Raw genomic sequence first — 26,688 nt, 5'->3', positions numbered from 1 at the left:
TTTTAAATTGTGTTACCAACGTTGGTTTTCAGGACTATATTTTGACGTAACCTTAATTCCTATCAACTCTTCTCCACTTTCATCTGTTATTTTTGGTAAATCAGCTAAGGTGTCTCCAGATGCTACTAATTTTAACCAATCAATAGCATCTTGATAACGAGCTGAACGAATATCGGGCATACTACGAGGTACAGTACTTGTATATAAATGATACAAAGCACAATCTATCACGATCATTACAATGTGACTATTTCGCTGATCATCTACCTGATTAAATATTTCGTTTACATTGTATTTACCTGCTAAATAATTACGTATTTGTGCTAAAGCCATTTGCTCGGCTCCTCTTAGCTTGGTGTCAGAATAGTCTTCTAGTAAAATTCCTTTTACTTCATCGCGTACCAAAACGGTATAATCATTATCTGTAATAAACATTAAAACCTGTTTTTTTGTTGCTTAATTAATTCTTTTCTACTGGTAGTTCTTGGTGGTGTTGAATTTATAAAAGCTGATGTATTTAACTTTGCAATTGCCGATTGTAAACTATCAGGAGCATCATCATGTACACCACTTCCTTTTTGAAAAGCTAATAATTGATCTAGCAATTCTTGGCAATCAATAGTTTCTTTTATTTTGGTATTAAAAAACACGTTTTTACGTTCAAAATATCCTGCCATACTTTCTACACGATCAAATTTTCCGCTCTTACTTTTGTTGTCAGCAACAACCGGAACATACCAACCCATTTCATCTCCTACTGCGTCAAAATCACTCACAAATTCATCTTGAGCAAACAATCCTTCAATCATATACTGAATGTTGTAGTTTAATAGGTTTTCATCTTCAACCTTTTCATATAACCACTTTGCTACGTTGTATCTTGATGTTTGCCGAACAAAACAATCCAACAAATGAAATTCGCGTCCTTTTTTACCAACAAACACCATCGACTTAAAATCTCCTGCATCTTTATAAGACAAATCGCCATAAAAACACAAGGCATCATATTGGTTGTATTTAAGCCTGTTTTTGTAACTGATGTATTCATTTTTAAAGATGGCACCCTCCACAATATGTTTATGCATGTATTCTCGCATAAACGAACGATGTGGTGTTGAATAATACTTTTCACGCCAATAATTAGCACTTGTTTTTTCAGGCCAATTAGGTTCAAAACTGGTTAAATCTTTAACTGCAGTTACAGTTACTACAAAGTGTTTTTTCTTAAAACCATATTCTTTTGCTTTTTTGTTGTTCAGTTCAAAATCTGATTTCAGTTGATTAATTACAGTATTTTTATGAAAGTTGTTATTAGCAACTACAAAGCGTTGAAATTTACCACCTTCGTCAAACGTTCCTTTTAAATCTTCCCAAACCCATTCAGCCGCTTTTTGGCTTCTTGCATCATTATAACATCGCTCTTTAGTATCAACATCGTCTACAACAATATAATCTGGGCGCTCATTTCCTTCACGTAAACCACGAGGAGATTGACCAATACCCATGGCAATAAACTTTACATCATCAGTAGTTGTAAAGTCTCCAGATGCCCAGTCGCCAAACTTAAATTTTTTACCATAATAATGTAAAAACCTACGGTTGTGAGTTAATTGACTTTGAATATCTGAAATTAGTTTTTTTGCCTTTGGTTCAGTTTGCCCAACCAATAGCATAAACTTCATTTTTTTTGTAACATATAAGTATAAAGGAATGCCCATACATAGATGTACCGATTTAGCTCCCGATCTATATATTTCAGCTAATAGATTACAAATATCATTTTCAATTAAAAGTTTCGCTATCTTTTTATGAAACCAAGCACTCTCAACTTTTGCATATTGAGGAAACATTTCTTGAAACCAAGCGATGTAATCTTTTTCTAATGCTTTTATTTTTCGTCTTCGTTCAGCAGGAGTTTGGTTAAGGTCTATAAAAGTTGATTGCTCTACCGATTTACAGTGAGCATCATACTTTTTTAGCAACTTTTCCATTGCTGTATTTAATCCTGTACCGCTCATTTAAGAATTTTGTTGTGCTTTATATAATAAGTAGTTTTTATGCCATGTTAAAAAGCTAATTGCAATTTCAGGATCTTGTTCTGCCATCCAATTGTCAAATTCTTTAAATACGGTATATACTACCTCTACAGAAGTTTCGTCTGCTATATCATGTAGTGCTCTAATAGCTGCCTGAATAGCTTTCATATCTAACTCAGCTTCTTTACCTTCTACAAGTTGTGATAGCTCATTAGATATTAGTTTTTTAATGTTATGAGGCGTTGCTAAAAATTGTTTTCTTTCTTCGTCCCAGCTGACAGGATTGTCACCAAAACCTTTTCGCCATCTACCAATAGTTTGTTCCGTTTTATCTAAAGCAATAGCAATTGCTTTTGCATTTAAACCATCCTCAACAAACATTCTTTTCGCGATAGATTTTACAGCATCATTATTGGTTCTTTTCGCCATAGCAATTATACATTTTATAGCAAAATTCAAAAAACTAAACTCTTTAAAATAAGATAGTTGCAACCCTTACGTGTATTGTTTTGCAAACAGAATTACCGCTATATGTTTGCTGAAAAATTAGGTAAAACAGCCAATTATAATGATTGTAAAAACGCATAAAAATACATTAACAGCTTACGGAGTTATTTGGGATGGAGATGGGGCTTATTTTGTTTCACATTTAAATAAATTAGAAGCTGAATACGATGATATAAAAGTGCGTATTCACACCTACGGAGGTAGTGTTTTTGATGGAAACTTGATGTACAATGCGCTGAATAAGTCAACAGCTATTGAAAAAATAATTATCGATGGTATAGCGGCAAGTATGGGGGCTGTTATGATATTATCTCGACCAAATGTTGAAATAGTTGAGAATGGTTATGTCATGATTCATGCTCCATTGTCTTATCGTGATGGTACTGCAGCTGATTTTGAAAAGGATGCTAAATTATTAAGGTCAATTGAAAAGAACTTTAAGAAAAAATTAATGGCCAGAACTGGGATGTCAGAATCAGAGGTTGAAAAACTAATGATTGGTGATAACTGGTTTGATGCTGAAGAATGTTTGGCTATGGGATTAGTTTCTAAAATAATTCCATCCCAAGTTGAATTAACCCTTCCTGTTGAAGAGCCTAGTGCTTTAAAAAAACAAGAAGTATTTAACAGGTATGCAGCCTTACTTACACAACCAATTAATAAATCTAACACAAATAACAAATCAAATATGAAACAACCATTGATTACGGCTTTGGGCTTAAAAAATGTTAATGCACAGAGTTCTGATACTGCTGTTGTTGAAGCAGTAGAAGCACAATTGCAAACGGAAACTCAAGCTCGTAAAGATGCTGAAAAAGAGTTAGAAACTTATAAAAAGGGACAAGTAAAAGCCTATTTAGACACTGCTGAAAAGAACAAATTATTTGATCCTGAGAAAAGAGAAGTTTATGAAAATATTGGAGAAAAGTCTGGTATTGAAGCTTTAATGACAGTGTTAAGCACTTCTAAAAAAGGTACTGCTCCAAATATTGTAGGTGCAATTAAAGGAGGTAAAGAAGGAGAAGATGAACCTCGTGCTAATTGGGGTTTTGACCAATGGATGGAAAAAGACCCTAAAGGATTCGAAAAAATGGCAGAAAAAGAACCTGCTAAATACAATCAAATTTTTAACGCTAAATACAATAAGTAATGGCATTAGTAGACGGAATTTGGCTTGAGCAATATGTAGAGCCACAATTATTAGAAGAGTTTAGAAATTTTAACGATGATTTTATCGGAACTCTTAAAAGACCAAACCCTGCAGCTATCGATAAAGATGGTATCAAGTTTAACAAGTTAATCAATAATGTTGGTTTTCATGTAAACAAAGGTGACGGGTTTACGCCAACCGCAATGGTAGGTAAGAAAGGATTGGTAAACTGGGATAAGTTAGATACGGATCCTACATCTGTAACAGATGCTGAATTAAGAGCAATGGCTTTTGATAAACAAGCAGCTGTTAGAGTAAAACATACCGAATCTTTTAAGTTAGGTGTTCGTGATTATGCGATGCACAAGTTAGCACCACAAGAACATGTTGCTGGTAAAATGCCAATTTTAAGAACTACAGGTACTGTAATTAACGGTAGAAAGCGTTTAACTTATACTGATTTAGTTGAGTATTTAGTAATGTTAGAAGCATTAAATCTTACTGATAAATCGGCTTGGTACATGATTTTATGTGACCATCATAAAGCAGATTTATTACATGATAGAGGTGCAACGAATAACTATCGTGATTTAATTATCAACCCAAAAACAGGGGCAATTGAGCGTTTCTTTAATTTGAAATTCTTTGAGAACAATGATTCTGTGTATTACAATGCTGCAGGACAATTAAAGTCTAACGGAGCAATAGTTGATGCTACAGATCAAAAAGGATCTGTGTTTTATTATGCACCAAACACGGTGTATCATATTGAACAAGTGCAAACATTGTTTAAGCCAATGAAAACTGATACAAGAAGTACAGACCCAACAAGTGAGTTGCGTTTACATTCTTACGGTTTGTGTGATAAAAAGCAAGAGCACGGATTTGGTGCAATTGTTAGTGCTAACGAATAATTCTTAGAAATTATGACAAAAGAGCAACGAAAAAAAGCCCATCAGATGTTAGATAAATTTCAACATGCGAAATTTATCTATATCAACCCAAGAGGCGAATTCTTTACCGAAAAGTATTTGGGTGATAACAGCTTAAAGAAAGGCGAAAATTTAGAATTTGTTAAGAGGAAATCAATTGGTTCTTCTCAAAAACAAGCCCAAAAGGATGCTGAAGCTCAAGCTGAAAAAGATGCTGAGGAACAAGCTCAAAAGGATGCTGAAGCTCAAGCTGAAAAAGATGCTGAGGAACAAGCCCAAAAGGATGCTGAAGCTCAAGCTGAAAAAGATGCTGAGGAACAAGCCCAAAAGGATGCTGAAGCTCAAGCTGAAAAAGATGCTGAGGAACAAGCTCAAAAGGATGCTGAAGCTCAAGCTGAAAAAGATGCTGAGGAACAAGCCCAAAAGGATGCTGAAGCTCAAGCTGAAAAAGATGCAGAGAAAAAAGGAAACACTAAATCTAAATAACAACGCAATAGCGAAGTTATCATAAAAACAAAAMACGCCGCTTTATAAAGCGGCGTTTTTATTTTGGATTAATTTTCTTTTTAAAATTGATTGTAATGACATGAAGAAGATCTTCCTCCACGGTTCACACTTCCGGCATTATTCCAATTCAGTTTAAATACCACACTTAAAGTTCCTTGAATGTGAGAACGCATACTTTCGTATGCTTCAAAAGAATGTTTATAATATAGTTGAGGATTTATTCCTATATTGTCCGTTATCCAATAAATACCACCAGCACCTAAATTAATAGTGGGTGTCATTTTTTTATCAGAATCTACAATACTTCCTCCTACAAAAACATATGGACTAAATTTTTCTAATACTGCATTAAAATTATAACGAACCGAACCATCTAGTGAAAAGTAACTAGCAACATTTTCAATGAACCCAACATCGTCTATTGTGTTTATAGACATTGCTCCGTCAATAGACAAGCGTTCACCAATTGGCATTGTTATACTAAGTACAGGTACCTGAAATTGATATTTATCTCCAATAAACGTAACATCACTCTGATTAAACATAGTAACTCCCATTCCAATTCCTATTTGCCAAGAATCGTTTAAATTTTGTGAAAACAAATTCATTGAGCAACAAAGTATTATAGTAAGTAAAATTCTATTTTTCATTAATTAGGGGGGTATTTAATTTAATAACTTGATTAACCGCAATTTAGTATAAATGTTTTAAATAGCATTTACTTTTTTAATAGCAATTGTAAACTCCTCTAAATCATTAGTATTCATTACTAAATGAATTGCTTCATCACAAACTTTTTCAATGTTATCTAACGGAAACTGTAAGGCCACCGCAGTTCTTTGCATAAGTGTTACTTGTTTTTTATCTATATGCTCATCAGCAAATATCATTTTAGTTAAGCGATATAAACGTTCAATACGTTCATCATAATTCACAGGTGGGTTTACAGGAAATTTCTCTGGATTTTTTAAGATCTCAATATATTCTGTTTCAGCAATGTTTAATTTTTTTGCTGCACGATCTAATAATTTTTGCTCACCTTCTGAAATAACACCATCGGTTTTTGCAATTTTCACAACACTTGCAAAGTGTCCTATTTCCTGTTTGTGTTTTCCACTTGAATATAAATCAGATATTGACATGATCTTAATATTTTAATAATTATAGTTTTTCTTTAGATACAAAGATGAAAAAAAAGTCACCTAAAACTTTTTACTAAAGTTAATAAATTTACAGAAAACATAATATTATTTTTTCTTATGATTTTGTGTTTAATAATAAATAATAGTGATTAAAAAAGAGTGTGAAATAGACCTTTTAAGCGATTATAAAAAAACCGTTGACGAATGTGTCAATAAGGGTTATATTTAAGTTTTAAGACAACTTTAAATGTGTTTTAGCTTTTAAAAAATAACAATGAATCTTATTTATGAAACCTTCAAAAAAATAAATTTTTATCGATTGCTTTTAGCTTAATTATTGTGTAGTTTTAAAAATAAAAAAAACAATTTTTTTCTTAGCCTTTATTTTGATAACTTATAAATGATTAAGTTTTTACTTCCTTAATTTATAAGTTGCTATACCAGTTTTAAAAATATTTTAAATGAAAATACTTCATACTGCCGATTGGCATTTGGGTCATAGATTACATGAGCAATCGCAATTAGAAGAGCAGACCTTGTTTTTAAATTGGATTGAAAATTACATTATCGATCAAAAAATAGATGTATTATTAATTTCAGGAGATATATTTGATACTGGTTCACCTTCTAACCAAAGTTTGGCAATGTATTATAGCTTTTTGGTAAAGTTAAAAGCAACTAGTTGTAAATCTATTATTATTACAGGCGGTAATCATGATTCACCAGGAACTTTAAACGCTCCAAAACATATATTAGATGCATTGTCGATAAAAGTGGTTGGTAAAGCAACAGAAAATATTGAAGATGAAGTTTTTGAAATTGATATAAATGATGAAAAAATTATCGTTGGTGCAGTTCCCTATTTGCGTGACGGAGATATCAGAAGAGCGGTGGCAGGTGAATCTTTCGATGAGCTTACAGATAAATACAAAACAGCTTTAATTAATCATTATCAGTTAGTTGCGAAACAATGCGAGTTAATAAATACAAGCAATGCACCCGTAATTGCAATGGGGCATTTATTTGCAACAGGCGGTTCGGTTTCTGATAGTGAACAAAATATTTATGTGGGTACTTTAGGGCATATTGGGGCAGCAGATTTTCCTATTTATTTTAATTATATCGCTTTAGGACATTTACATAGGCCGCAAATAATTGGTGATAATGATAAAGTACGATATTCTGGTTCTCCAAATATTTTAAGCTTTAGTGAAATTAATTACGATAAAAAAGTACTTGTTTTAACTACAAAAAACAATGAAATAAGTGCTATTGAAGATGTTGTAATTCCGCGTTTTAGAGAGTTTTATAAATTAACAGGAAGCATGACCGAATGTATTGATGGGTTTTCGAGTATTACTTCTAATTCTTATAAATTAACACCTTGGGTAGAAATTGTTTTAAAAGAAAACAACACTATAAATACAGAAGAGCTAAAAATAGCTGCCGAAAAATATTGCTTCGAAATATTAAAAACCTCTTTAAAAAAGCAACGAAAAACACAAGGAATTGAAGAGTTGCTAGAAAACACAAAATCGATTAAAGAATTATTACCTACCGAAGTTTTTAAACTAAAGTGTGAAGAAATGGATTTTGATTTAAAGGAAAACCCGGAAGTCTGGGATGCTTTTAATGAAGTATTACAAGTTGTTAAAAATCAATAATTATATATTGATATGAAAATATTAAAAATAGAATTACAAAATATTAATTCCTTAAAATCGGATACACCTATTGTAATAGATTTTGAAAATGAGCAATTTAAAGATGTTGGTTTATTTGCCATTACAGGTTCTACTGGTGCAGGGAAAACTACAATTTTAGATGCTATTACGATTGCCTTATATCATAATGTTCCACGTTTTAGTGGCACAAAAGGTTCGTTGATCGATGTGGTAAGTCACAGTGCAAATGATGCTTTTACTAGAGTTACTTTTGAAAATAACAATTTTATTTATGAAGCTTTTTGGGGAATTAGAATTGCTGATAAATCAGGGAAAAAATATAAGAATACTAAAGAAGAAGTAAGTTTAAAAAACTTAACGACCGATGTTATTATTGCCACTCAAAAAAGAGCTTTAATTACAGAAGTTCATAAGGTAACACAGTTAGATTATAATCAGTTTTTAAGGTCTGTAATGCTGGCTCAAGGTGATTTTGCATCTTTTTTATCGGCCAAAGGACCAGATAAGGGAAAGTTACTAGAACAAATTACAGGTGAGGAGATTTATAAAAAAATAGGTCAAGGTGTTTTAGATAGAAAATCAAAAGAAGACAAAAAGTTAAAAGATATTCAAGCTAAAATCAACTCAGAAGATGTTTTAACAACAGAAGAAAAAAAAGCACTAAAACAAAAAGATACAACACTTATTTCGGATATTAATACTATCGAAAAAGAGTTAAAAGCTACGCAAGTTATAGCAGATTGGTATGTTCAGTTTGACAAACTAACTTCAGAGGCAAAAGAACAAGAAGAAGCTGTTAAAAGCATTGATCTTTATATAAAAAAGCATCAAACAGAACTAGATGCTTTGGCTTTAAATGAAAAAGCAGCACCATTTAAAGAACTTATTCAGGATTTAAATAGAACAGAAAAAGAAGAACTTCAAAAAATAGCAACATTAAAAAATATAGAAAACCAATTAGCACAACTAAAACCAACAATTGATGGTTTAGAAAAATTGGTTTCCACTGAAACAGCACTGTTTGAAAAAGCAAATAAAGAATTTTCGGAATGGCTGCCAAAGTTCGAATTCATAACAAAACTAGACGGGAAATTAAAAAATGAAGCCGTTCAAAAAGAAAAAAATACACAACAATTCAAAGTAGTAGCCGAACAAATTGAGCGTTTAAAAGAAGAAGAAAAAAGCATACTCAAAGAAATTACAGTAACGACGGTTAAAGTAGAAAAAACAGCTTTATTTTTAAATGAAAACAAGTTTTTAAAAGAGGTTGCTGATAAAATTTCTAGTTGGACAAAAGATCTAACAACCTTAAAATCGAGTAAACAATCTTTAAAGGAAGATGTAGACTTTGTAGCGTTTAAAAAGAAAGAAGTTCTAAAAAACACGCATCTTTTAACTACTGATGTTGAATTATTAGCTAAAAAATCAATAGAAATTGCAACGATAGAAAAAGAATATATTCGAATTTCAGATGAATTAATCAAAAAAAATATTCAACAGCTTTTAAAGAAAAAAGAAGAGTTGCTGATACAAAAAGACAATTGGGAACAGTTTAAAAATATTTCTGAACAAACACTCAAAACCAAAGCTGCACAAACGGAAATAGAAGCTGAGCAACATAAATTCGTAAACACTTATAAATTAATAGAAGAAGAGTTAAAATTGGTGAAAACAGCTTTTGAAAATCAAGAAAAAGCAGTTAGGGATGCCTCAAAAATTTTAGATTTAGAAAAAAGCATTGCAAATTACGAAAGTGATCGCTTGCGATTAAAAGCAGGAGAACCCTGTGGTTTATGCGGATCTACAGCACATCCGTTTGTGGATAATTCCAAAATAAATGAGGTTTCTAATGCCGAATTAGAATTTAATTCTAGAACAAAAAACTTACAAGAACTTTCAACATCTAAGAGTACGTTAGAGGTAAAAAAAGCACAAATTATAACTACTATTGATGGATTAAATAAGCAAAGCAAAGCCATTGTAATAGCGCTTGGAGATTTTGAAGTATCAGCAAGTAAAATTAATATTCAGTGTGAATTAACCGATGTTGATAAAATAAATACAACGTTAAAATCAACTTCAGAAGCGTTGATGATTTTAAATAATGACATCGTAATTGCTCAAAAATTACAAACAGCTAAAAATGAATCTTCAGAGAAAATAAATAGTTTTAAAGAAGGTTTAGGTACGTTAACAACATCGGTTGCTACCAAAAAAGAGCATATTAAAAACAGCACTACCGAGATTGAAACTAAAGAGCAATCAATAGCGCGGTTAAATGCAACTTGTAGTAATTTAGAAAATGATTTAAGAGTAAAACTGGCAAAATATAATTACCTGTTACCACCTGTTGAAACGATAGATATTTTTATTCAAAATATAGAAGCATCTATAAGTAATTACAATAAAGAAACTCAAGTTTTTAATACACTAACATCAGAACTTACTGTTTTAAATAACAATGTAAAAAACAATAAAAATCAGCAAGAAAAAGATGATAAAATTTACAAAGAATATTTTAAAAATAAGGAGGAAAATGATGTTAAAATAAAAGATTTTACTACAAAACGATTCGCTATTTTACCATTAAATGTTACGGTTGCTAATAAAAGAGAACGATTACAGTTGGTTGTTAATCAAAGCAAAGAAAAATTAGATAAACATAAAAAGAATTTACAAAAACACCTCGATACAAAAACAGAGGTAGTAGCTTTAAAAACAAATACAGCTAAAGAACAAGCTGATTTAATTACCGCTTTAACCAATTTTAAATCAATTTTAGCAAACGATTTAAATCAGAGTGATTTTACTACTAAAGAGGAAATAGAAAAAGCGCTATTATCTAAAGAAGATTTAGAAAAATACACGCAAAATAAAGAGCGTATTAAAGAAAATCAGATTACTCTTAAAACCAAAAAAGAAAGTAATTTAAAAGCTTTTGAAGTTTTAAATAAACAGCGGGCTTTTGAAATTTCGGCACTAGAAAATAAAGTGGTTTTAGAAGATTTATCAATAAAAAATAAATATTTTTTAACTGAAAAAGGTAAAATAGTAGAAGCTTTTAGAAAAGATCAAGAAATAAGAGACCGAAATAAAGAAGTCTCTAAAAAGATAGATGCGCAAGCAAAAGTATGCGGTATTTGGGCTGCATTATTTAAAGTTATAGGAAATTCAAAAGATGCGTTTAATGTGTACGTTCAGCGTTTAACCTTAAAACATTTGTTAGACCTTGCTAATGTGCATTTGTATAAGTTAAATAAGCGTTATTCATTAAAAATGGAAGGAGCGTACAAACCGAAAGAAGAGCTTAATTTTAATTTAATTGACCATTACCAAACAGATCAGGCAAGATTGGTAGATACCTCTAGCGGTGGTGAAAAATTTATTATCAGTTTAGCGCTGGCCTTAGGTTTATCAGATTTAGCGAGTAAAAATGTAAAAATAGATTCTTTATTTATTGATGAAGGTTTTGGTACTTTAGATAGCAATACATTAGAAACGGTAATTTCTACCTTAGAAACTTTACAAGCACAAGGCAAAATGATTGGAATTATATCGCATGTAGAAAACTTAAAAGAACGTATTCCTACTCAAATACAAATCACCAAAAAGAGCAACGGAATAAGTGTTGTTGATGTTATTTAATGTATTGGTATTAAATTTTTTAACTATGTATAAATGTTCTTAAAAAATTGTTTTTTTTTAATTATTAGATAATTTTTGTTGCACTTTATAAAGAGACAATACTTCTTCTAATTCAGAAATTTTATTTTCAACATCTTCTATTTTTATATCATTTCCTTCTTCTTCCATTCTTTCTTCTAATAACATTTCATTTTTAGCTTCATCCATACCATTCATCACAACTCCAATGAAAAGGTTTAGAAAAATCATAGTACCTATTAAGACAAACGTTACAAAAAAGGTAATAGAAAGAGCGGAAGAAGCAGTAGAATTGGTACATAAATTCATAGTGTCAGTGTATCCATAATTTTCACAGCCATACATATTTATATACATAATATCTGTCCAGTCTTCTAAGGTTACTATTCTAAAAAGCGAAAGCATAGAGGTTTGTAAATCACCAAAATGTATAGGATCGTTTTTTCCAAAAAAGAAAACCCCAGCAACAGCATAAATATAAAATAACAAGGTTAGTAATATAGAAACATACCCCATAGAAGGTAAACTCTTTAAAAGAGCTCTTACCAACATTTGAAGTTTTGGCAATGCTTTTATAAGTTTTAAAACTCTTAACAGACGAAGCAATCGTAATATAGCAATAGAGCTACCACCAAAAGGAAGAAATGCAGCGGTTACAATAATAAAATCAAAAATATTCCACCCATCAGTAAAATACAACCAAGGTTTGTTTCCTTCCGCTAAAACTTTTATGATTATTTCTAGTATAAAAATCCCAAGAATTATTTGATTCAAAAGCTCTAAAATATTTTCATGTCTTACTGAAAATTTTTCATAAGTAGCTAATCCTACTAAAACACCAGCTATTAAAATAGCTGTTGTCACGAAATTTTGAAACCATTTACTATTACTTATTTTCTTACTTAACTTTAACATAAAATAATGGTATATTATTAGTTATATATTATTTAGAGAAGGATAAAATATTATAAAACAACATATATAAAATTATTTTCTTCCCAAATGAGTTTTTCAACTTCCCAGTAACAACTTTCAACTTCCAAAAATGATTCATCATCATATTTCGAGTTATTTTAACTAAAAAGCTAAAAAAATAATACTCGTATATTTGCGTAAATTTTTTAAGGTTGAGTAAGCAAACTATTGTAAATCATTACCAACAATCGGGCAAAGTAAAGCAGATTGTAAATGCACTTCAACAAGAACAACACCATTTTCAAATAGCGAATTTGGTTGGTTCTTCGTTGTCTTTTGTTATTTCTGAAAGTTTTAAAAAAGCTGATAAACCCTATTTGTTAATCTTTAACGATAAGGAAGAAGCAGCGTATTATTTAAACGATTTAGAACAATTATTAGGCGATAAAAATGTATTGTTTTATCCGGGATCTTATCGCAGACCTTATCAGATAGAAGAAACTGATAATGCCAATGTACTGTTACGATCAGAGGTTTTAAACCGAATTAATTCGCGGAAAAAACCAGCGATAATAGTAACTTATCCTACTGCCCTATTCGAAAAAGTAGTTACTAAAAAAGAACTAGAAAAAAATACACTTAAAATTACGGTTGGCGAAAATGTATCGCCCGATTTTGTAAACGAAGTATTGTTCGAATACAATTTTAATCGAGTTGACTTTGTTACCGAACCTGGTGAGTTTTCAGTGCGTGGGGGAATAATCGATGTGTTTTCATTTTCGAACGATGAACCGTATCGAATGGAGTTTTTTGGTGATGAAGTAGATAGTATTCGAACTTTTGATGTAGAAACCCAACTTTCTAAAGAAAAACTGAAGAAAGTTTCTATAATGCCGAATGTAGAAAACAAAACACTACAAGAAAGTAGAGAAAGCTTCTTAAAATACATTGCTGCTAAAACAGCAATTTTTGTAAAAAACAACGATATTCTTACCGAAAATTTAGATAAGTTCTATAAAAAAGCAGAATTATCGTTTAATGAACTATCTACAGATATAAACCACTCAAAACCTTCAGAATTATTTTGTGATGGTGCTTTGATAAAAAAACAGTTAGCAGATTTTACGACAGTTAATTTTGGTAAAACAGGTCATTCCGAACTTGTTTCGGAATCACATAATGCGACACTGAAACAAGTTCAGTGTGACGTAATTTTTGATACCCATCCGCAGCCCTCTTTTAATAAAAAATTCGATTTGTTAATTCAGAATTTCAATGAATTTTCAGCAAAAGGATTTACCAATTACATATTTTGTTCTAACGACAAACAAGCACAACGATTCCACGATATTTTTGATGATAATGAAGCCGAGGTATCTTATGAAACTATTGTATTTCCGTTATATCAAGGATTTGTAGATTTAGAAAACAAGATTGTTTGTTATACCGATCATCAAATATTTGAGCGTTATTATAAATTCCGTTTAAAAAATGGTTATGAGAAAAAACAATCTATCACTTTACAAGAACTTACCAAGTTAGAAATAGGTGATTACGTAACGCATATCGATCATGGAATAGGAAAGTTTGCAGGATTACAAAAAATTGATGTAGAAGATAGAAAACAAGAAGCCATTAAGCTTATTTATGGCGATCGCGATATTTTATATGTAAGTATTCACTCGTTACATAAAATATCTAAGTTTAATGGTAAAGACGGTAAACCACCTAAAATATACAAGTTAGGTTCAGATGCTTGGAAAAAAGTTAAACAAAAAACCAAAGCTAGAGTAAAACACATTGCCTTTAATTTAATTCAGTTATACGCAAAGCGGAAATTACAAAAAGGTTATGCTTTCGGTCCGGATACGCACATGCAGCACGAGTTAGAAGCAAGTTTTATTTATGAAGATACTCCAGATCAGTTCACATCAACACAAGATGTAAAAGCCGATATGGAAAAAGCACAACCCATGGATCGTTTGGTGTGTGGTGATGTTGGTTTTGGTAAAACAGAAGTTGCTATTAGAGCTGCTTTTAAAGCAGTAGATAACGGAAAACAAGTGGCAATTTTAGTGCCTACAACTATTTTGGCTTTTCAGCATTTTAAGACCTTCTCAGAGCGTTTAAAAGACTTTCCAGTTACTATTGATTACCTAAACCGTTTTAGAACCACAAAACAGCGTAATGGAGTTTTAGAAGGTGTTACTAACGGAAGTGTAGATATTGTGATAGGAACGCATCAATTAACCAATAAAAAAGTCAATTTTAAAGATTTAGGATTACTAATTATTGATGAAGAGCAAAAGTTTGGAGTTGCCGTAAAAGACAAGTTAAAAACGATTAAAGAAAATGTAGATACGTTAACCTTAACTGCTACCCCTATTCCGCGTACATTACAGTTTAGTTTAATGGCAGCACGAGATTTATCGGTAATAAAAACAGCGCCACCAAATCGTCATCCTATTGAAACTAGTGTAATCCGCTTTAGCGAAGAAACAATTCGAGATGCCATTTCTTATGAAATTTCTCGTGGTGGACAAGTATTTTTTATTCATAACAGAATCGAAAATATTAAAGAAGTTGCCGGTTTGTTACAACGGTTGGTACCGAATGCTAAAATCGGAATTGGGCACGGACAAATGGAAGGTAAAAAGTTAGAGGAATTGATGCTTGGTTTTATGAATAACGAGTTTGATGTTTTAGTGTCTACCACGATTATCGAAAGCGGATTAGATGTACCAAATGCCAATACTATTTTTATCAATAATGCCAATAACTTCGGATTGTCGGACTTGCATCAAATGCGTGGCCGTGTTGGGCGATCGAACAAAAAGGCATTTTGTAATTTTATTACGCCGCCTTTTCATATGATGACAGATGATGCGCGTAAACGTATTGAAGCATTGGTGTTATTTTCTGATTTAGGAAGCGGATTAAATATTGCCATGAAGGATTTAGAAATTCGTGGTGCAGGAGATTTATTAGGTGGTGAACAAAGCGGGTTTATTAATGATATTGGTTTTGATACCTACCAGAAAATATTACAAGAAGCTATTGTTGAGTTGAAAGAAAACGAGTTTAAAGAACTGTATCCAGTAGACGAAAATGTACCGAAAGAATATGTAAAAGAAGTACAAATTGATACCGATTTTGAAATTCTTTTTCCTGATGATTATGTAAATTCTGTAACCGAAAGATTGAGTTTATACAACAAATTAGGAACCTTAACCGAAGAAAAAGAATTGGTAGAATTTGAAAGTCAAATTACCGATCGTTTTGGAGAATACCCAACGCAGGTTCAAGATTTATTAGACAGTGTTCGTATAAAATGGTTGGCGAAAGAACTTGGTTTAGAGAAAGTTATTTTAAAACAAAAACGTATGATTGGTTATTTTGTTTCTGATCAGCAAAGCGGATTTTATCAAACACCAGCATTTACAAAAATGCTGCAGTATGTTCAAAAAAATTCGAAAAGCTGTGTAATGAAAGAAAAAACTACCAAAAACGGATTACGATTATTAATCACTTTTATCAGAATTGATTCAGTAAATACAGCTTTAAAAATATTACAAAAAGTATAAAACGAATGTCATTTCGAGGCACGAAGCAATCTGTATTTAAATATAAGATTACTTCATCGTTTCACTCTTCGTAATGACGAGCAGTATGGTTATTCTTGCTAAATGTGAGAACGGACGTTATTGGGATGTACAGAAGAAATCTGTATCTAAATAGAAGATTATTTCATCATTTTACTCTTCGTAATAAAGAAAAATAAAAAACATAAAATGGCATCAATATTTGGTCACGTATTAGCATCGTTTGCCTTCGGAAAAGGGTTTTCGAAATCTATTGTAAATTGGAAGTTCCTTTTATTAGGTATTGGTTGTGCAATATTACCAGACGCTGATGTAATAGGCTTTAGTTTCGGAATTAAATACGGGAGTTTTTGGGGACATCGCGGCTTTTCGCATTCACTTTTATTTGCGTTCATTTTAGGTTTTTTAATCACCTTAATATTTTATAGAAAAGAAATATTTACTAAAAAAGGTGCAGTTCTCATTTTATTTTTTACAATATGTACCGCTTCACATGCTTTTTTAGATGCTTTAACAACTGGTGGTTTAGGAGTTGCATTTTTTTCTCCTTTCGATACGAGTCGTTATTTTTTTCCTTGGCGACCAATTAAAGTTTCTCCCATTGGAATTGAACGTTTTTTTGGAGAAAGAGGCGTTAAAGTGATTATGAGTGAGTTTATTTGGATTGGAATTCCGAGTATAATCTATATGTTAATTACGAGCTATTTTAAAAGGGACAAAAAATAATCAATGCAAAACAATCAGCTAAAAAATATATCAGGTTTATTATTAGCAACACTTTTTATAAGTACGTCGGGTGTTTTAGGTAAATATATAGCCATGCCATCAGAAGTAATTGTATGGTTTCGCTCTGCTTTTGCCATGGTATTTTTATATGTTTTTTGTCGATTTAAAAAAATTGATATCAAAATAAAATCTACCAAACACGTAGTTCCGTTTATTATAAGCGGAATTTTTATGGCACTTCATTGGATTACCTATTTCTACGCTTTAAAACGATCTAATGTAGCTATCGGAATGCTCTCTTTATATACTTTTCCGGTAATGATTGCTTTTTTAGAACCCTTGTTTTTAAAAATAAAATTCAACCCTATATATCTTCTTTTAGGTTGCATGGTTTTATTGGGGATTTACACATTAGCGCCCGATTTTAATTTAGAAAGTGAGAATGTTCAAGGAATATTATTCGGACTCCTCTCTGCCCTATGCTACTCGATTAGAATCTTAATTTTAAAACAATATGTATTGCAATACAACGGTGTATTATTAATGTTTTATCAAACCTTAATAATTACAATATGTTTAGTACCTGTGTTGTTTTTTATGGATGTTTCTGGGTTTGAAAGTCAATATACGTATGTATTATTGTTAGCATTGTTAACCACCGCAATTGGGCATAGTTTAATGGTACATTCACTACAATTTTTCTCAGTTTCAGCGGCAAGTATTATTAGTAGTGTGCAACCAATATTCGGAATCATTTTAGCTTTTGTCTTTTTAAATGAAATTCCGACATGGAATACTTTTATAGGCGGAAGCTTAATTTTGGTAACGGTGGTTATTGAGAGTATTCGTAGTAAAAAATAACATTGTTTAGAGTTACTAAAAACCAAAAATGATGTGTAATTTTTATAGCCCTTCTTTATTAATACTTTTTTAGTTGTTCTTTTAAAAGAATACGATATAAATTTACTCTTCAATAATTTCTATTGAAGAGTAAATTTATATTAATACAGTTTTTGTTGTTGTTGGATAATGCTTTTCATAGTTACGTCTTCGTAATTTCTACGAACAAAACTTAAAGCATTGTCTAGTATTTCGCCCATTCCGTCACTATCTCTAAAATTAATATCACCTGTAAATTCGAAAATTTCCGATTTTAGTTTTTCAATGTTTTTAGGAATAGAAATATTGTCTGATTTCATTGCGGCAAGTAATCTGTTTAATCGCGAACGAGAACCTAAAACTCGTTTTGCTACAATAGATCGTTCTTCTAATTGATACTGTTCTACCGATTCTGAAGTTAATTTCTCAGCAACCAATTGCACCATTTTTAAATTCTCTTTAAAAAACTGCGGATAATAAACCTTAAATTTCCCTTCATAACACTGCTGATCAAAATCTATAGGACGAATTTTATACACCACATTTTCAAAATCGTGGGTTGGCACCACAACATAATTATACGAACGCATATCGCCTAATAAACGAATCATACAACGCTCGTTAAACTTTACAAATTCTTTGGCTATTTGTGCTTTTTCAATAGCCAAACAATCATCTAAATAATCTTTAATAAAAACATCACCCGGAATACCAGAAATATGTTCTTCAATTAAGGTATCTTGATGTACTAAGAAGTTTAAATTATAAGGCGATAAAATATCTTCTAATTCTAAGCCATAAATACGGGAAGCATCTGTTTTTTTAACGTAAAAATACGTGTAATTATCGTTTAAAATATTTCGGACCTTTACTCGAAATGGTTGCGAATTACCAAACGTACAAAAATCAACGGCATCAATATTTAAGTGTTTTATACTAGCATCCGACCCGTTTGAATGTAAAATGTTATACACTTTTTTTAAGCTTAAATCTATTTCTTCGCGTTCAAATTCGTTGTAATATACACGAACCCAAAGAGTATCGTTATCGTGTTTGTCATATACAGCTATTGATCCTTGAAAACGCAACAAATCATCGTAAAAGATAGGGATTTGAATGGTTCTATTATGTCTTTTTAAATAGAGCGAAAGCTTTTTATTAACAGGATATGCAGGTTTTCTTTGAGATATTAGTTTTTCTTCAGACATGTTTCAAAGGTACTAAATGGCAAACAATTTACCAGGTAAAGGTTTTATAACTCCTTTGAGCTCCATTTCAAGCAATAGTGAAGATAATTTATAAACAGGAATATCACATTCTAAAGCAATCACATCTAATAATTGTTTGCCTTTTTGTTGTAAAAAATCATATACTTTTTGTTCCGTTTCATTTAAGCTAATAAATAACTGTTGCTGTAAAGGAGTTGCTATTTTTGATTGTTGAATATCCCAATTCAACATTTTTACAACATCATTTGCTGAGGTTAATAAATGTGCTTGATTATTTTTGATAAGATTATTACAGCCTTTGCTATATAAATCGGTAGTTCTGCCAGGTAATGAAAAAACATCTCGATTATAAGAATTTGCAATATCTGAAGTTACCAACGAACCTCCTTTTTCTGCTGATTCAAGAATAATAGTGGCTTTGGATAAACCAGCAACAATCCGATTCCGTTTTAAAAAATTTTCCCGAAGTGGTTGCTCTTTATGCCAAAATTCGGTTATAAACCCACCATTTTTGTGAATTTCGCTCATATATTTTTTATGAGTTTTCGGATAAATTTGCTCTAATCCGTGAGCCAAAACCCCAATAGTTTGTAAGTTATTTTTAATTGCAGCTTTATGAGCACAAATATCTACTCCGTAGGCAAAACCACTTATGATTATAGGATTATATGCCGATAAATCAGCTATTAATTGATTGCAAAAATCACGACCATATGAGGTTATTTTTCTGGTTCCTACAATCGAGATAATTTTTTTACTGTTAAGGTTTATTGTTCCATCTTTAAAAAATAAGATAGGTCCATCAATACAATATTTTAAATTTTGTGGATAATCATCCTCTAAAAAATAAGAATACTCAATATTGTTTTTTTGAATATAAACCAACTCCTCCTCTGCCCTTTTTAAGTTTTCTAGATCAAATAAATGAGAAGTTACATGAGCACCGATTCCGTTTATTTTTTGCAAAGAAGTTGCAGTTTCTTTAAAGACCTGTTCAACATCACCTGTAGCAGTAATTAACTTTTTAGCTAAAATATCACCAATATTTTTAGTCGCTTGTAATCGAAGAATAGCTAAGATTTTAGTTGATTTCATGCAGCAATAATTTGATTATCAATATACAAAAAAACTGTTGATAAAAAATATGCGAAAACTACAAACAACTCAGCAAAAAAACTATATTTGTTATTATGACATTAGCTAACTACATAAACGATTTATTATACAGATACGATTGCGTAATTGTTCCTAATTTTGGAGGTTTTGTAACCAACAAAATAGGTGCTAAAATGAATGATGCTACTCAGACATTTTATCCGCCTAAAAAGCAAATTACTTTTAACTCGTATTTACAACATAATGATGGTTTGTTGGCAAATTATATTGCTTCGAGTAAAAAGATTTCTTTTGAAGAAGCAACAACTTTCATTGCAAATGAAGTTGCTGAATGGAAAAAGAAATTAGCAGCTACTTCAGTTGAGGTTGCATCAGTAGGAACTTTGTCTTTAAATGAAGCAGCACAAATTGTTTTTGAACCAAATGTAGCTAGTAATTTCTTAATAGCATCTTTTGGTTTGTCAGAAATTGAAAGTACTTCTGTAACAAGATATAAACAAGAAGTAAAACCATTACCTGTAGTTAGTCAAGAAAAAGAAAGTAATACACCTGTATTCTTTAAATATGCGGCAGCAGCGGCAGTTTTAGTAGGGATAACATATGCTGGTTGGAATGGTATTCAAAATCAATCGCAGAAAGAATTTTTAGCAAATCAACAAGAAACAGCAACTAAAAAAATACAATCGGCTACTTTTGTAATCGACAATCCGTTGCCTAGTATTAACTTAAATGTAACCAAAGCAAAAAACTTTAATTTTCATATTGTTGCGGGTGCTTTTCAAGAAGTAAAAAATGCTGAAAATAAATTAGCAGAATTACAACAACTTGGTTACGATGCTAAAATAATAGGAAAAAATAAATTTGGATTAATCCAAGTAACGTATTCAAGTTTCAGTTCTAAAGACGAAGCTCGTAAAGCGTTAATTTCTATTCAAGAAAGTGTTAGCGCAGATGCTTGGTTATTGATTAAATAATCAACTTTTAAATTACTTACTTTTTAGCTTTATGTATATCTTTGCATCAAAAATTAATTGATGAAAGCGCAAACACCTAAAGAATCATTAACAGTACTTACCGATCTTGTTTTACCAGGAGAAACTAATTATTTAGATAATCTTTTTGGAGGAGAATTATTAGCTCGTATGGATAGAGCTTGTAGTATTGCTGCACGTCGTCATTCTAGACGAATTGTGGTTACTGCCTCTGTAAATCATGTTGCTTTTACAAAATCTGTTCCTGTAGGAAGTGTGGTAACTTTAGAAGCAAAAGTTTCTAGAGCGTTTAAATCATCTATGGAAATTTATGTAGATGTTTGGATTGAAGATCGCCAATCTGGTGAAAAAACAAAAGTAAACGAAGGTATTTATACATTTGTTGCTGTTGATGAAACAGGAAAACCAGTACCCGTTCCACCAATTGAACCAGAAACTGAATTAGAGAAAAAACGTTACGATGCGGCTTTACGTAGAAAGCAATTAAGTTTGGTTTTAGCGGGTAAATTAGATCCTAAAGAAGCAAATGAACTAAAAGCATTGTTCTTAGGATAAAAAAGGCTTAAACCTTATCTATATCACCATTTTCAGATAGGAAAATAGCGACTGATTTTGTTTTGTCGAACTGAGAAAAGATAATAATCATAATCACGGTAATCGGTACACTTAAAATCATACCAGTAACACCCCATATTTTACCCCAAATAGCTAAGGATAATATAGTTACTAAAGGGCTTAAATTTAAGGATTTTCCAAATAATTTAGGCTCAATAATATTACCTACAATTACTTGTACCAAACCTACGGCAATCAATACAATTAAAAAGGGGGTAAACTCACCAAATTGTATCAAACTAAAAATTGCTGGAAAAACCGTAGCGATTAACGAACCAATGGTTGGTATATAATTTAGTAGAAAGATTAAAAAGGCCCAAAACGGTGCGCTGTCTACGCCTACAATTAATAAAACGATATAACTTAAAATTCCGGTAAGTAAACTTACATAGGTTTTTAATCGCAAGTAATTTGAAATAGAATATTCAATTTTTGCTAACATCGATTGCATGCTTGCATACTTATCTCCTTTTCCCTCAAATACTTTAATAAGTTTCTTTTTAAAGCTACTTTCTTCTAAGAAGATAAATAAGGCATAGATGATAATCATAAAAGTATCACCTAATAAACTACTAATTCCGTTAGCGATATTTCCTAAAACCGACCCGTAATTAAAATCACCAACGACCGATGTTACCGATTTGATGATATCAATATGAAAATAAGTATCTAAACTTTTAATAGTTGCATCAATATTCGGTTCGTATTTAGAATAAGAAGTAGATAAATCAGTAATACTATTGGTAATAATTCCTGATACAAAACCAAAACTTAAAACAATAAATGTAAACACAAAAACATTGCTTAACCAAATAGGAATAAACTTTTTAGCAAACGGTATTTTGTAGATTGTTTTACGAATTTCACGTGTTAAAAACCAAAAAATTAAGGCAAAAATAAAAGGTATTAAAATTCCTTTACCAATCACTAATAAGGCAATGATAACAGTAATAATGATGATAAAACTTGCAGAATTTTTCATTTATCTTAGTTTGTACGTATCCAGTTTGCTGGATTTAATTTCGAAGTATTTTTAAATAGCACAAAAAGAAGCTTTGTTTTGCCTGAAATTTTATCAGTAAAAACCTTTCCTACTCTTTCTCCAGTTTTTATATTATCTCCTTTTTTTACATATACGTTTTCTAGGTTGTTATATGCTGATATATAATTACCGTGTTGTATTAATACCGATTTTTTACCACCAGATTGTGATTGTAAGGCTAATACTTTACCGTTAAAAATACTTTTAGCATCTGTATTTTTTTTGGTAACAATATGTAAACCAGGGCTATTAATTTTTATTCCAGAAAATGTAGGATGTGGCTGTATACCATACCTTCGTGTTATAATTCCGGCTACAGGCCATGGTAAACGCCCTTTATTTTGCTCGAAATTTACTAATAGCTTTTTTTCAGCAGCATCTAAAACAAAACCAGACGATGTTTTTTTAGTTGTCTTTTTTCCTTTATTTGCTTTGGCAATGGCATTTCTAATTAATTTATCTATACGAGCTGTTATTCGTTGCTCTTCTTTTATTTTACGTTGTAAATCGCGCTTGTATTTTTTTTCTTCTTTTTTAATTTTAGAAACTAATTTTTCTTGACTTTTTTTATCAGATTCTATTTCTTTTTTCTGCGATTTTTCATCAGAAATTAATAACTCTTTAGCTTTTTTCTTTTGCACTAAAGAATCGTTAAAGTGTTTAATTTCATTTGATTTTACAATAATATCTTCTCCTTGTTTTTTTCGATATTCATTGTATTGCTGCATGTATTTTAAGCGCTTATAAGCCTGATAAAAGCTCTCAGACGAAAGTAAAAACATAGTTTTACTTTGTTGAGACTTACTTTTATGAGTTTTTACAACCATATCAGCATATTCTTTTTTTAACTTTTTAAGCTGCTCATTATAGGTGGCTAATTGCTTTTCATTTAGCGTTATTTCTTTTGATAGTTTTTGAGATTCTAGCTCAATTACTTTAATTAAACGTTCACGAGCACCAATTTTTTGACTTATATCTTTTAAATCATCTAAAGCATTTCCTTTTTGTTTTTTAGCTTTAAATAATAAGTTATTAATCTGTTTAATTTCATTTTTTAGCTTTTTGTGTTTTTTTTCTAAGGTCTTTCGTTCCTGACCAAAAGAAGAAAAACTTACGGTGAAAAGGCATAAAAATGAGAGATATAAAACAGTTTTTTTCATTATAATTTAATTTCTTTATAGCCACTTGGCATTTTAAAACTAACGTTCAGTTTTGTGTTAAATTCTATCGAACGTGTTGTAATATCAATATTGGTAAACGAATTATTTTGTTTTGCGTTGATCTTAATTTTTTCAGGAAATAAGACACCTTTTTTATTAGCATATTTAGGATATGAAATATCTAAACGTTGCTTTTTTTCTTTATTTACAACCGATTGTTTGTTCAATTTATAATGAAGTGAATTTACATAAAAAAAGAGATCAAATAATTCGGATTGCTTTTTTGGTGAAAGCTGATATGATTTGTTAGAAATTTCTACAGCATGTCGCTTCGATTTTACATTAAATAAAGACTGTCCCAATAACATGTTTTGTAATTGCTGAAAATTTATATCTGTACCTAATAATTTTTTAAGCATCGAAAAATCACCTTCAAAATAATTTTTATAAAAAGGAGAATAAAACTGCACTTTTGTAGGCGTAATTTTAGCCTTAAAAACAGTAATAAGCTTGGTTCCTTTTAACCAAATAACTTGATCTTTTTTAATTTTCATACGTACAGAAAATCCGACTTTTTCTTTGGCGTTTTTATAATTAACTTTTAAACGTGCGTCAATTGTTTTTTTATCAAAATTAGCAGCAATGTGTTTTTTAGCCACTCTTCGAGCAGACATTTCTTTAATTGGGGCTGAATTATTAGTCGCGTTTTTGCTCGATTTACACGAAATAAATCCTAAAAATAAAATGATAAGTATTGTAAAATATTTCATAAAGTTTATACTAGTAAAGAAACCTATTTTAGAATTTTTGAAGCTTTATTTTTAAAATTTTTAGCCCTTTGGTTATCATGTAAACCTTTATAAGCTGTAGCCATTTCTAAATAAAATTTTGCTTCAATTTTGTTGTTATCTATTACAAAATCAATGCCGTTTTGTAAAGTTAGCAATGCTTTTTTATGTTGTTTGTTGTTATTAAGAGCTTTACCATTCATTAAATAAACAAATGGCTGCGCAGGAAACAAGGTTAAACCTTGTTCGCTGTATTTTAATAAATCGCTGTAACTTTTTCTTATTGTTAGTTCTTTTAATAAGGATTGTAAGCTTTTATATGTTTTTTCTTTTTCAAAAACGGCTCTAAAATTGGTGTTTACTGCTTTAACGCTATGACTTTTAATTTTATGTTGCGAGTTGTTTATCCTTTCTTGAATTCTTCGTAATCTCGAATTTAATAATTTGGCTTCCTTTAGCTCATTTAATACTTTTTTTGCAGCAACAACATTTCTGTTTTGTAAATGTAAAAAAACCAATAATTGTTTTTTCTTTGGATGTTTTTCTGCAATTTTTTCTTGGGTAATTATGGCTTCATCGAAATGAGCAACTCTCCTTAAAATAGTTACTTTATGAGTTAGCATCCACAGGTTATCGGGTTCTTTATTTAGTGCTAAGTTGATATACTCTATAGCTTCAATATTTCTTCCTAGTTTTAAATAGTTTTTAGAAAGTTCAAATAATACCGATTTGTTGTTTGGTACTAATTGATTACAGTTTTCTAAATATTCAATAGCTTTTTTGTAATTGAATATTGCTTTTTGCGAGAGTGCTTTAAAGAAACTTTCTTGAAATAAGATGTCCTTTTTTTCGGTGAGAGCTTCTGCAGCAGGAATACTATCTTGAGAGTAGATAAATAGAGAACAAAGCATCAAGAAAAAAGATAAAAATACCTTAATTCTTGATGCTTGATGCTGTTTTTTTTTATGTAAGATCTGTGTAATCACCTATACTTACTGATGTATAATTAGCATTGTATTTTGCATGATTACCAATCATTGCATTGTCTAATTTTGCATTAGATATTTGAACATTTGTTTGAATTAATGAATTTACGATTGTTGAATTTTCAACAACACTATTCTCACCAATAGAAACAAAAGGACCGATTTTGGTGTTCTTTAAAACTACATTCTTACCCACAAAACAAGGTTGAATAATTTCTGAGTTTTCTAATACAACGTCAGTAGCTACTAAATTGTTGCCATCGGCTTGTTCGAAACCTAAAACTTGTTTGTTGGTATCAACCGTTGGATCTTTTTTACCGCAATCCATCCAAGCATCTACTTTACCAGGAATAAATTTAGCCCCTTGTTGTTTTAAAGATTCTAAAACTTCAGTTAATTGAAATTCACCAGTAGGTCTTATATCATTATCTATTAAATGTTTTATTTCTTCGCGAAGTTTATCACCATCTTTAAAGTAATAAATACCGATAATTGCTAAATCAGAGACAAATTCTTTTGGCTTTTCAACAAAATCAGTAATAACACCATCCTTTAGTTTTACAACACCAAAGGCACTTGGGTCTTCAACTTGTTTTACCCAAATAGCACCATCTGCATTTGCATCTAAGGTGAAATCAGCTTTAAATAAAGTGTCAGCAAAAGCAACAACGCACGAACCTGTTAAAGATTCTTTAGCGCAATAAATAGCGTGTGCAGTTCCTAAGGCTTCTTCCTGAACGTATACTGAGCCTTTTGCTCCTAAACTTTCGGCAATTGCAATTAATTTATCTTTAGTATCCGCAGGAAAACCTTTTGCAGCAGTACCAATTATAAAAGCAATTTCTTCTATTGGTTGGTTTACAACCGAAGTAATATCTTCTACTAAACGTTGTACAATTGGTTTACCAGCTATAACTGTTAAAGGTTTTGGAGTTGTTAGTGTATGAGGTCTTAAACGAGACCCAATTCCTGCCATTGGAACTATTATCTTCATATTTTCTTTTCGATTTTTAACG

23 protein-coding genes are annotated in these 26,688 nt (G+C 30.9%); 10 read left to right on the top strand and 13 right to left on the bottom strand.

The window, feature by feature from the left end:
* Window positions 1-12 precede the first annotated feature (12 nt).
* From N2251_RS04905 to N2251_RS04895, 3 genes are read right to left on the bottom strand one after another with little or no spacing between them, the layout of a single operon-like run.
* Window positions 13-435, bottom strand: a complete 423-nt coding sequence (locus tag N2251_RS04905) for a phage protein Gp36 family protein (protein ID WP_260585599.1) — start codon at window positions 433-435, stop codon at window positions 13-15.
* Window positions 435-2,018 carry a hypothetical protein gene (locus N2251_RS04900; RefSeq protein ID WP_260585598.1) on the bottom strand — a complete coding sequence of 528 codons (1,584 nt, stop codon included), beginning with the start codon at window positions 2,016-2,018 and terminating at the stop codon, window positions 435-437. Before N2251_RS04900 ends, N2251_RS04905 begins: the two co-directional genes overlap by 1 nt.
* Entirely contained in the window at window positions 2,019-2,465 is a 447-nt protein-coding gene (locus N2251_RS04895) for a hypothetical protein (RefSeq protein ID WP_260585597.1), read from the bottom strand. It lies immediately after the preceding gene.
* 139 nt (window positions 2,466-2,604) lie between these two features.
* On the opposite strand from N2251_RS04895, the gene N2251_RS04890 reads away from it, so the two are divergent.
* Genes N2251_RS04890 through N2251_RS04880 form a run of 3 tightly spaced genes read left to right on the top strand, consistent with a single transcriptional unit; the run spans window position 2,605 to window position 5,111 of the window.
* Window positions 2,605-3,693, top strand: coding sequence for a Clp protease ClpP (locus N2251_RS04890; RefSeq protein ID WP_260585596.1), 1,089 nt, complete (start codon window positions 2,605-2,607; stop codon window positions 3,691-3,693).
* Window positions 3,693-4,607: a hypothetical protein gene (locus tag N2251_RS04885; RefSeq protein ID WP_260585595.1), complete on the top strand. Its 915-nt coding sequence runs from the start codon at window positions 3,693-3,695 to the stop codon at window positions 4,605-4,607. The genes N2251_RS04890 and N2251_RS04885 overlap by 1 nt, the downstream gene beginning before the upstream one ends.
* 12 nt (window positions 4,608-4,619) lie before the next feature.
* Window positions 4,620-5,111: a hypothetical protein gene (locus N2251_RS04880; RefSeq protein WP_260585594.1), complete on the top strand. Its 492-nt coding sequence runs from the start codon at window positions 4,620-4,622 to the stop codon at window positions 5,109-5,111.
* Between the two features lie 80 nt (window positions 5,112-5,191).
* Here the strand turns inward: N2251_RS04880 and N2251_RS04875 are convergent, their stop codons facing one another.
* Window positions 5,192-5,740 carry a hypothetical protein gene (locus N2251_RS04875; protein WP_260585593.1) on the bottom strand — a complete coding sequence of 183 codons (549 nt, stop codon included), beginning with the start codon at window positions 5,738-5,740 and terminating at the stop codon, window positions 5,192-5,194.
* A gap of 99 nt (window positions 5,741-5,839) precedes the next feature.
* The gene (locus N2251_RS04870) at window positions 5,840-6,274 is read right to left on the bottom strand and encodes a tellurite resistance TerB family protein (RefSeq protein ID WP_260585592.1); all 435 of its coding nucleotides are present in this window, start codon (window positions 6,272-6,274) and stop codon (window positions 5,840-5,842) included.
* A gap of 461 nt (window positions 6,275-6,735) precedes the next feature.
* On the opposite strand from N2251_RS04870, the gene N2251_RS04865 reads away from it, so the two are divergent.
* Window positions 6,736-7,938, top strand: coding sequence for an exonuclease SbcCD subunit D C-terminal domain-containing protein (locus tag N2251_RS04865; protein WP_260585591.1), 1,203 nt, complete (start codon window positions 6,736-6,738; stop codon window positions 7,936-7,938).
* A 12-nt stretch (window positions 7,939-7,950) separates the two neighbouring features.
* The gene (locus N2251_RS04860; RefSeq protein WP_260585590.1) at window positions 7,951-11,604 is read left to right on the top strand and encodes an AAA family ATPase; all 3,654 of its coding nucleotides are present in this window, start codon (window positions 7,951-7,953) and stop codon (window positions 11,602-11,604) included.
* A gap of 57 nt (window positions 11,605-11,661) precedes the next feature.
* On the opposite strand, the gene N2251_RS04855 is transcribed toward N2251_RS04860, so the two are convergent.
* Window positions 11,662-12,537, bottom strand: coding sequence for an ion transporter (locus N2251_RS04855; RefSeq protein WP_260585589.1), 876 nt, complete (start codon window positions 12,535-12,537; stop codon window positions 11,662-11,664).
* A gap of 212 nt (window positions 12,538-12,749) precedes the next feature.
* On the opposite strand from N2251_RS04855, the gene mfd reads away from it, so the two are divergent.
* The 3 genes from mfd to N2251_RS04840 all read left to right on the top strand — a co-directional run bounded on the left by mfd (window position 12,750) and on the right by N2251_RS04840 (window position 17,726).
* Window positions 12,750-16,121 (top strand): transcription-repair coupling factor, encoded by a 3,372-nt coding sequence (mfd, locus tag N2251_RS04850; RefSeq protein ID WP_260585588.1) that lies wholly within the window; start codon window positions 12,750-12,752, stop codon window positions 16,119-16,121.
* Between the two features lie 207 nt (window positions 16,122-16,328).
* On the top strand, window positions 16,329-16,865 hold the full coding sequence (locus N2251_RS04845) for a metal-dependent hydrolase (RefSeq protein WP_260585587.1): 537 nt from the start codon (window positions 16,329-16,331) through the stop codon (window positions 16,863-16,865).
* A gap of 3 nt (window positions 16,866-16,868) precedes the next feature.
* Window positions 16,869-17,726: a DMT family transporter gene (locus tag N2251_RS04840; RefSeq protein WP_260585586.1), complete on the top strand. Its 858-nt coding sequence runs from the start codon at window positions 16,869-16,871 to the stop codon at window positions 17,724-17,726.
* Window positions 17,727-17,866: 140 nt separating this feature from the next.
* Here the strand turns inward: N2251_RS04840 and N2251_RS04835 are convergent, their stop codons facing one another.
* Entirely contained in the window at window positions 17,867-18,952 is a 1,086-nt protein-coding gene (locus N2251_RS04835) for a hypothetical protein (RefSeq protein WP_260585585.1), read from the bottom strand.
* Between the two features lie 12 nt (window positions 18,953-18,964).
* Window positions 18,965-20,068, bottom strand: coding sequence for a DNA-processing protein DprA (dprA, locus tag N2251_RS04830; RefSeq protein WP_260585584.1), 1,104 nt, complete (start codon window positions 20,066-20,068; stop codon window positions 18,965-18,967).
* A 95-nt stretch (window positions 20,069-20,163) separates the two neighbouring features.
* Here dprA and N2251_RS04825 point away from each other — a divergent pair, with 95 nt between their 5' ends.
* Both N2251_RS04825 and N2251_RS04820 read left to right on the top strand, forming a co-directional pair.
* On the top strand, window positions 20,164-21,063 hold the full coding sequence (locus N2251_RS04825; protein ID WP_260585583.1) for an HU domain-containing protein: 900 nt from the start codon (window positions 20,164-20,166) through the stop codon (window positions 21,061-21,063).
* 60 nt (window positions 21,064-21,123) lie between these two features.
* Window positions 21,124-21,636: an acyl-CoA thioesterase gene (locus N2251_RS04820; protein ID WP_260585582.1), complete on the top strand. Its 513-nt coding sequence runs from the start codon at window positions 21,124-21,126 to the stop codon at window positions 21,634-21,636.
* Window positions 21,637-21,643: 7 nt separating this feature from the next.
* On the opposite strand, the gene N2251_RS04815 is transcribed toward N2251_RS04820, so the two are convergent.
* From N2251_RS04815 to N2251_RS04795, 5 genes are read right to left on the bottom strand one after another with little or no spacing between them, the layout of a single operon-like run.
* Window positions 21,644-22,678 carry an AI-2E family transporter gene (locus N2251_RS04815; RefSeq protein WP_260585581.1) on the bottom strand — a complete coding sequence of 345 codons (1,035 nt, stop codon included), beginning with the start codon at window positions 22,676-22,678 and terminating at the stop codon, window positions 21,644-21,646.
* A gap of 5 nt (window positions 22,679-22,683) precedes the next feature.
* On the bottom strand, window positions 22,684-23,898 hold the full coding sequence (locus N2251_RS04810; RefSeq protein WP_260585580.1) for a murein hydrolase activator EnvC family protein: 1,215 nt from the start codon (window positions 23,896-23,898) through the stop codon (window positions 22,684-22,686).
* Entirely contained in the window at window positions 23,898-24,668 is a 771-nt protein-coding gene (gene lolB1 / locus N2251_RS04805; RefSeq protein ID WP_260585579.1) for a lipoprotein insertase outer membrane protein LolB1, read from the bottom strand. Before lolB1 ends, N2251_RS04810 begins: the two co-directional genes overlap by 1 nt.
* 23 nt (window positions 24,669-24,691) lie before the next feature.
* Window positions 24,692-25,672, bottom strand: coding sequence for a tetratricopeptide repeat protein (locus N2251_RS04800; RefSeq protein ID WP_260585578.1), 981 nt, complete (start codon window positions 25,670-25,672; stop codon window positions 24,692-24,694).
* A complete protein-coding gene (locus N2251_RS04795) occupies window positions 25,650-26,666 on the bottom strand; it encodes a sugar phosphate nucleotidyltransferase (protein ID WP_260585577.1) in 1,017 nt (338 codons plus the stop codon). Before N2251_RS04795 ends, N2251_RS04800 begins: the two co-directional genes overlap by 23 nt.
* Window positions 26,667-26,688 lie beyond the last annotated feature (22 nt).

Source organism: Tenacibaculum haliotis (genome assembly GCF_025215075.1).
Taxonomy (GTDB): Bacteria; Bacteroidota; Bacteroidia; order Flavobacteriales; family Flavobacteriaceae; genus Polaribacter; species Polaribacter haliotis_B.
This window is presented reverse-complemented; position numbering and strand designations above follow the sequence as displayed.

Bases quoted from the DNA above. Each gene is read 5' to 3' on its own strand.
- N2251_RS04855 (WP_260585589.1), bottom strand. From the start codon at position 12,537: ATGTTAAAGTTAAGTAAGAAAATAAGTAATAGTAAATGGTTTCAAAAT.
- N2251_RS04890 (WP_260585596.1), top strand. From the start codon at position 2,605: ATGATTGTAAAAACGCATAAAAATACATTAACAGCTTACGGAGTTATT.
- N2251_RS04810 (WP_260585580.1), bottom strand. From the start codon at position 23,898: ATGAAAAAAACTGTTTTATATCTCTCATTTTTATGCCTTTTCACCGTA.
- dprA (WP_260585584.1), bottom strand. From the start codon at position 20,068: ATGAAATCAACTAAAATCTTAGCTATTCTTCGATTACAAGCGACTAAA.
- N2251_RS04820 (WP_260585582.1), top strand. From the start codon at position 21,124: ATGAAAGCGCAAACACCTAAAGAATCATTAACAGTACTTACCGATCTT.
- N2251_RS04795 (WP_260585577.1), bottom strand. From the start codon at position 26,666: ATGAAGATAATAGTTCCAATGGCAGGAATTGGGTCTCGTTTAAGACCT.
- N2251_RS04870 (WP_260585592.1), bottom strand. From the start codon at position 6,274: ATGTCAATATCTGATTTATATTCAAGTGGAAAACACAAACAGGAAATA.
- N2251_RS04840 (WP_260585586.1), top strand. From the start codon at position 16,869: ATGCAAAACAATCAGCTAAAAAATATATCAGGTTTATTATTAGCAACA.
- N2251_RS04865 (WP_260585591.1), top strand. From the start codon at position 6,736: ATGAAAATACTTCATACTGCCGATTGGCATTTGGGTCATAGATTACAT.
- N2251_RS04860 (WP_260585590.1), top strand. From the start codon at position 7,951: ATGAAAATATTAAAAATAGAATTACAAAATATTAATTCCTTAAAATCG.
- N2251_RS04875 (WP_260585593.1), bottom strand. From the start codon at position 5,740: ATGAATTTGTTTTCACAAAATTTAAACGATTCTTGGCAAATAGGAATT.
- N2251_RS04900 (WP_260585598.1), bottom strand. From the start codon at position 2,018: ATGAGCGGTACAGGATTAAATACAGCAATGGAAAAGTTGCTAAAAAAG.
- lolB1 (WP_260585579.1), bottom strand. From the start codon at position 24,668: ATGAAATATTTTACAATACTTATCATTTTATTTTTAGGATTTATTTCG.
- N2251_RS04835 (WP_260585585.1), bottom strand. From the start codon at position 18,952: ATGTCTGAAGAAAAACTAATATCTCAAAGAAAACCTGCATATCCTGTT.
- N2251_RS04845 (WP_260585587.1), top strand. From the start codon at position 16,329: ATGGCATCAATATTTGGTCACGTATTAGCATCGTTTGCCTTCGGAAAA.
- N2251_RS04895 (WP_260585597.1), bottom strand. From the start codon at position 2,465: ATGGCGAAAAGAACCAATAATGATGCTGTAAAATCTATCGCGAAAAGA.
- N2251_RS04825 (WP_260585583.1), top strand. From the start codon at position 20,164: ATGACATTAGCTAACTACATAAACGATTTATTATACAGATACGATTGC.
- N2251_RS04880 (WP_260585594.1), top strand. From the start codon at position 4,620: ATGACAAAAGAGCAACGAAAAAAAGCCCATCAGATGTTAGATAAATTT.
- N2251_RS04815 (WP_260585581.1), bottom strand. From the start codon at position 22,678: ATGAAAAATTCTGCAAGTTTTATCATCATTATTACTGTTATCATTGCC.
- N2251_RS04885 (WP_260585595.1), top strand. From the start codon at position 3,693: ATGGCATTAGTAGACGGAATTTGGCTTGAGCAATATGTAGAGCCACAA.
- N2251_RS04905 (WP_260585599.1), bottom strand. From the start codon at position 435: ATGTTTATTACAGATAATGATTATACCGTTTTGGTACGCGATGAAGTA.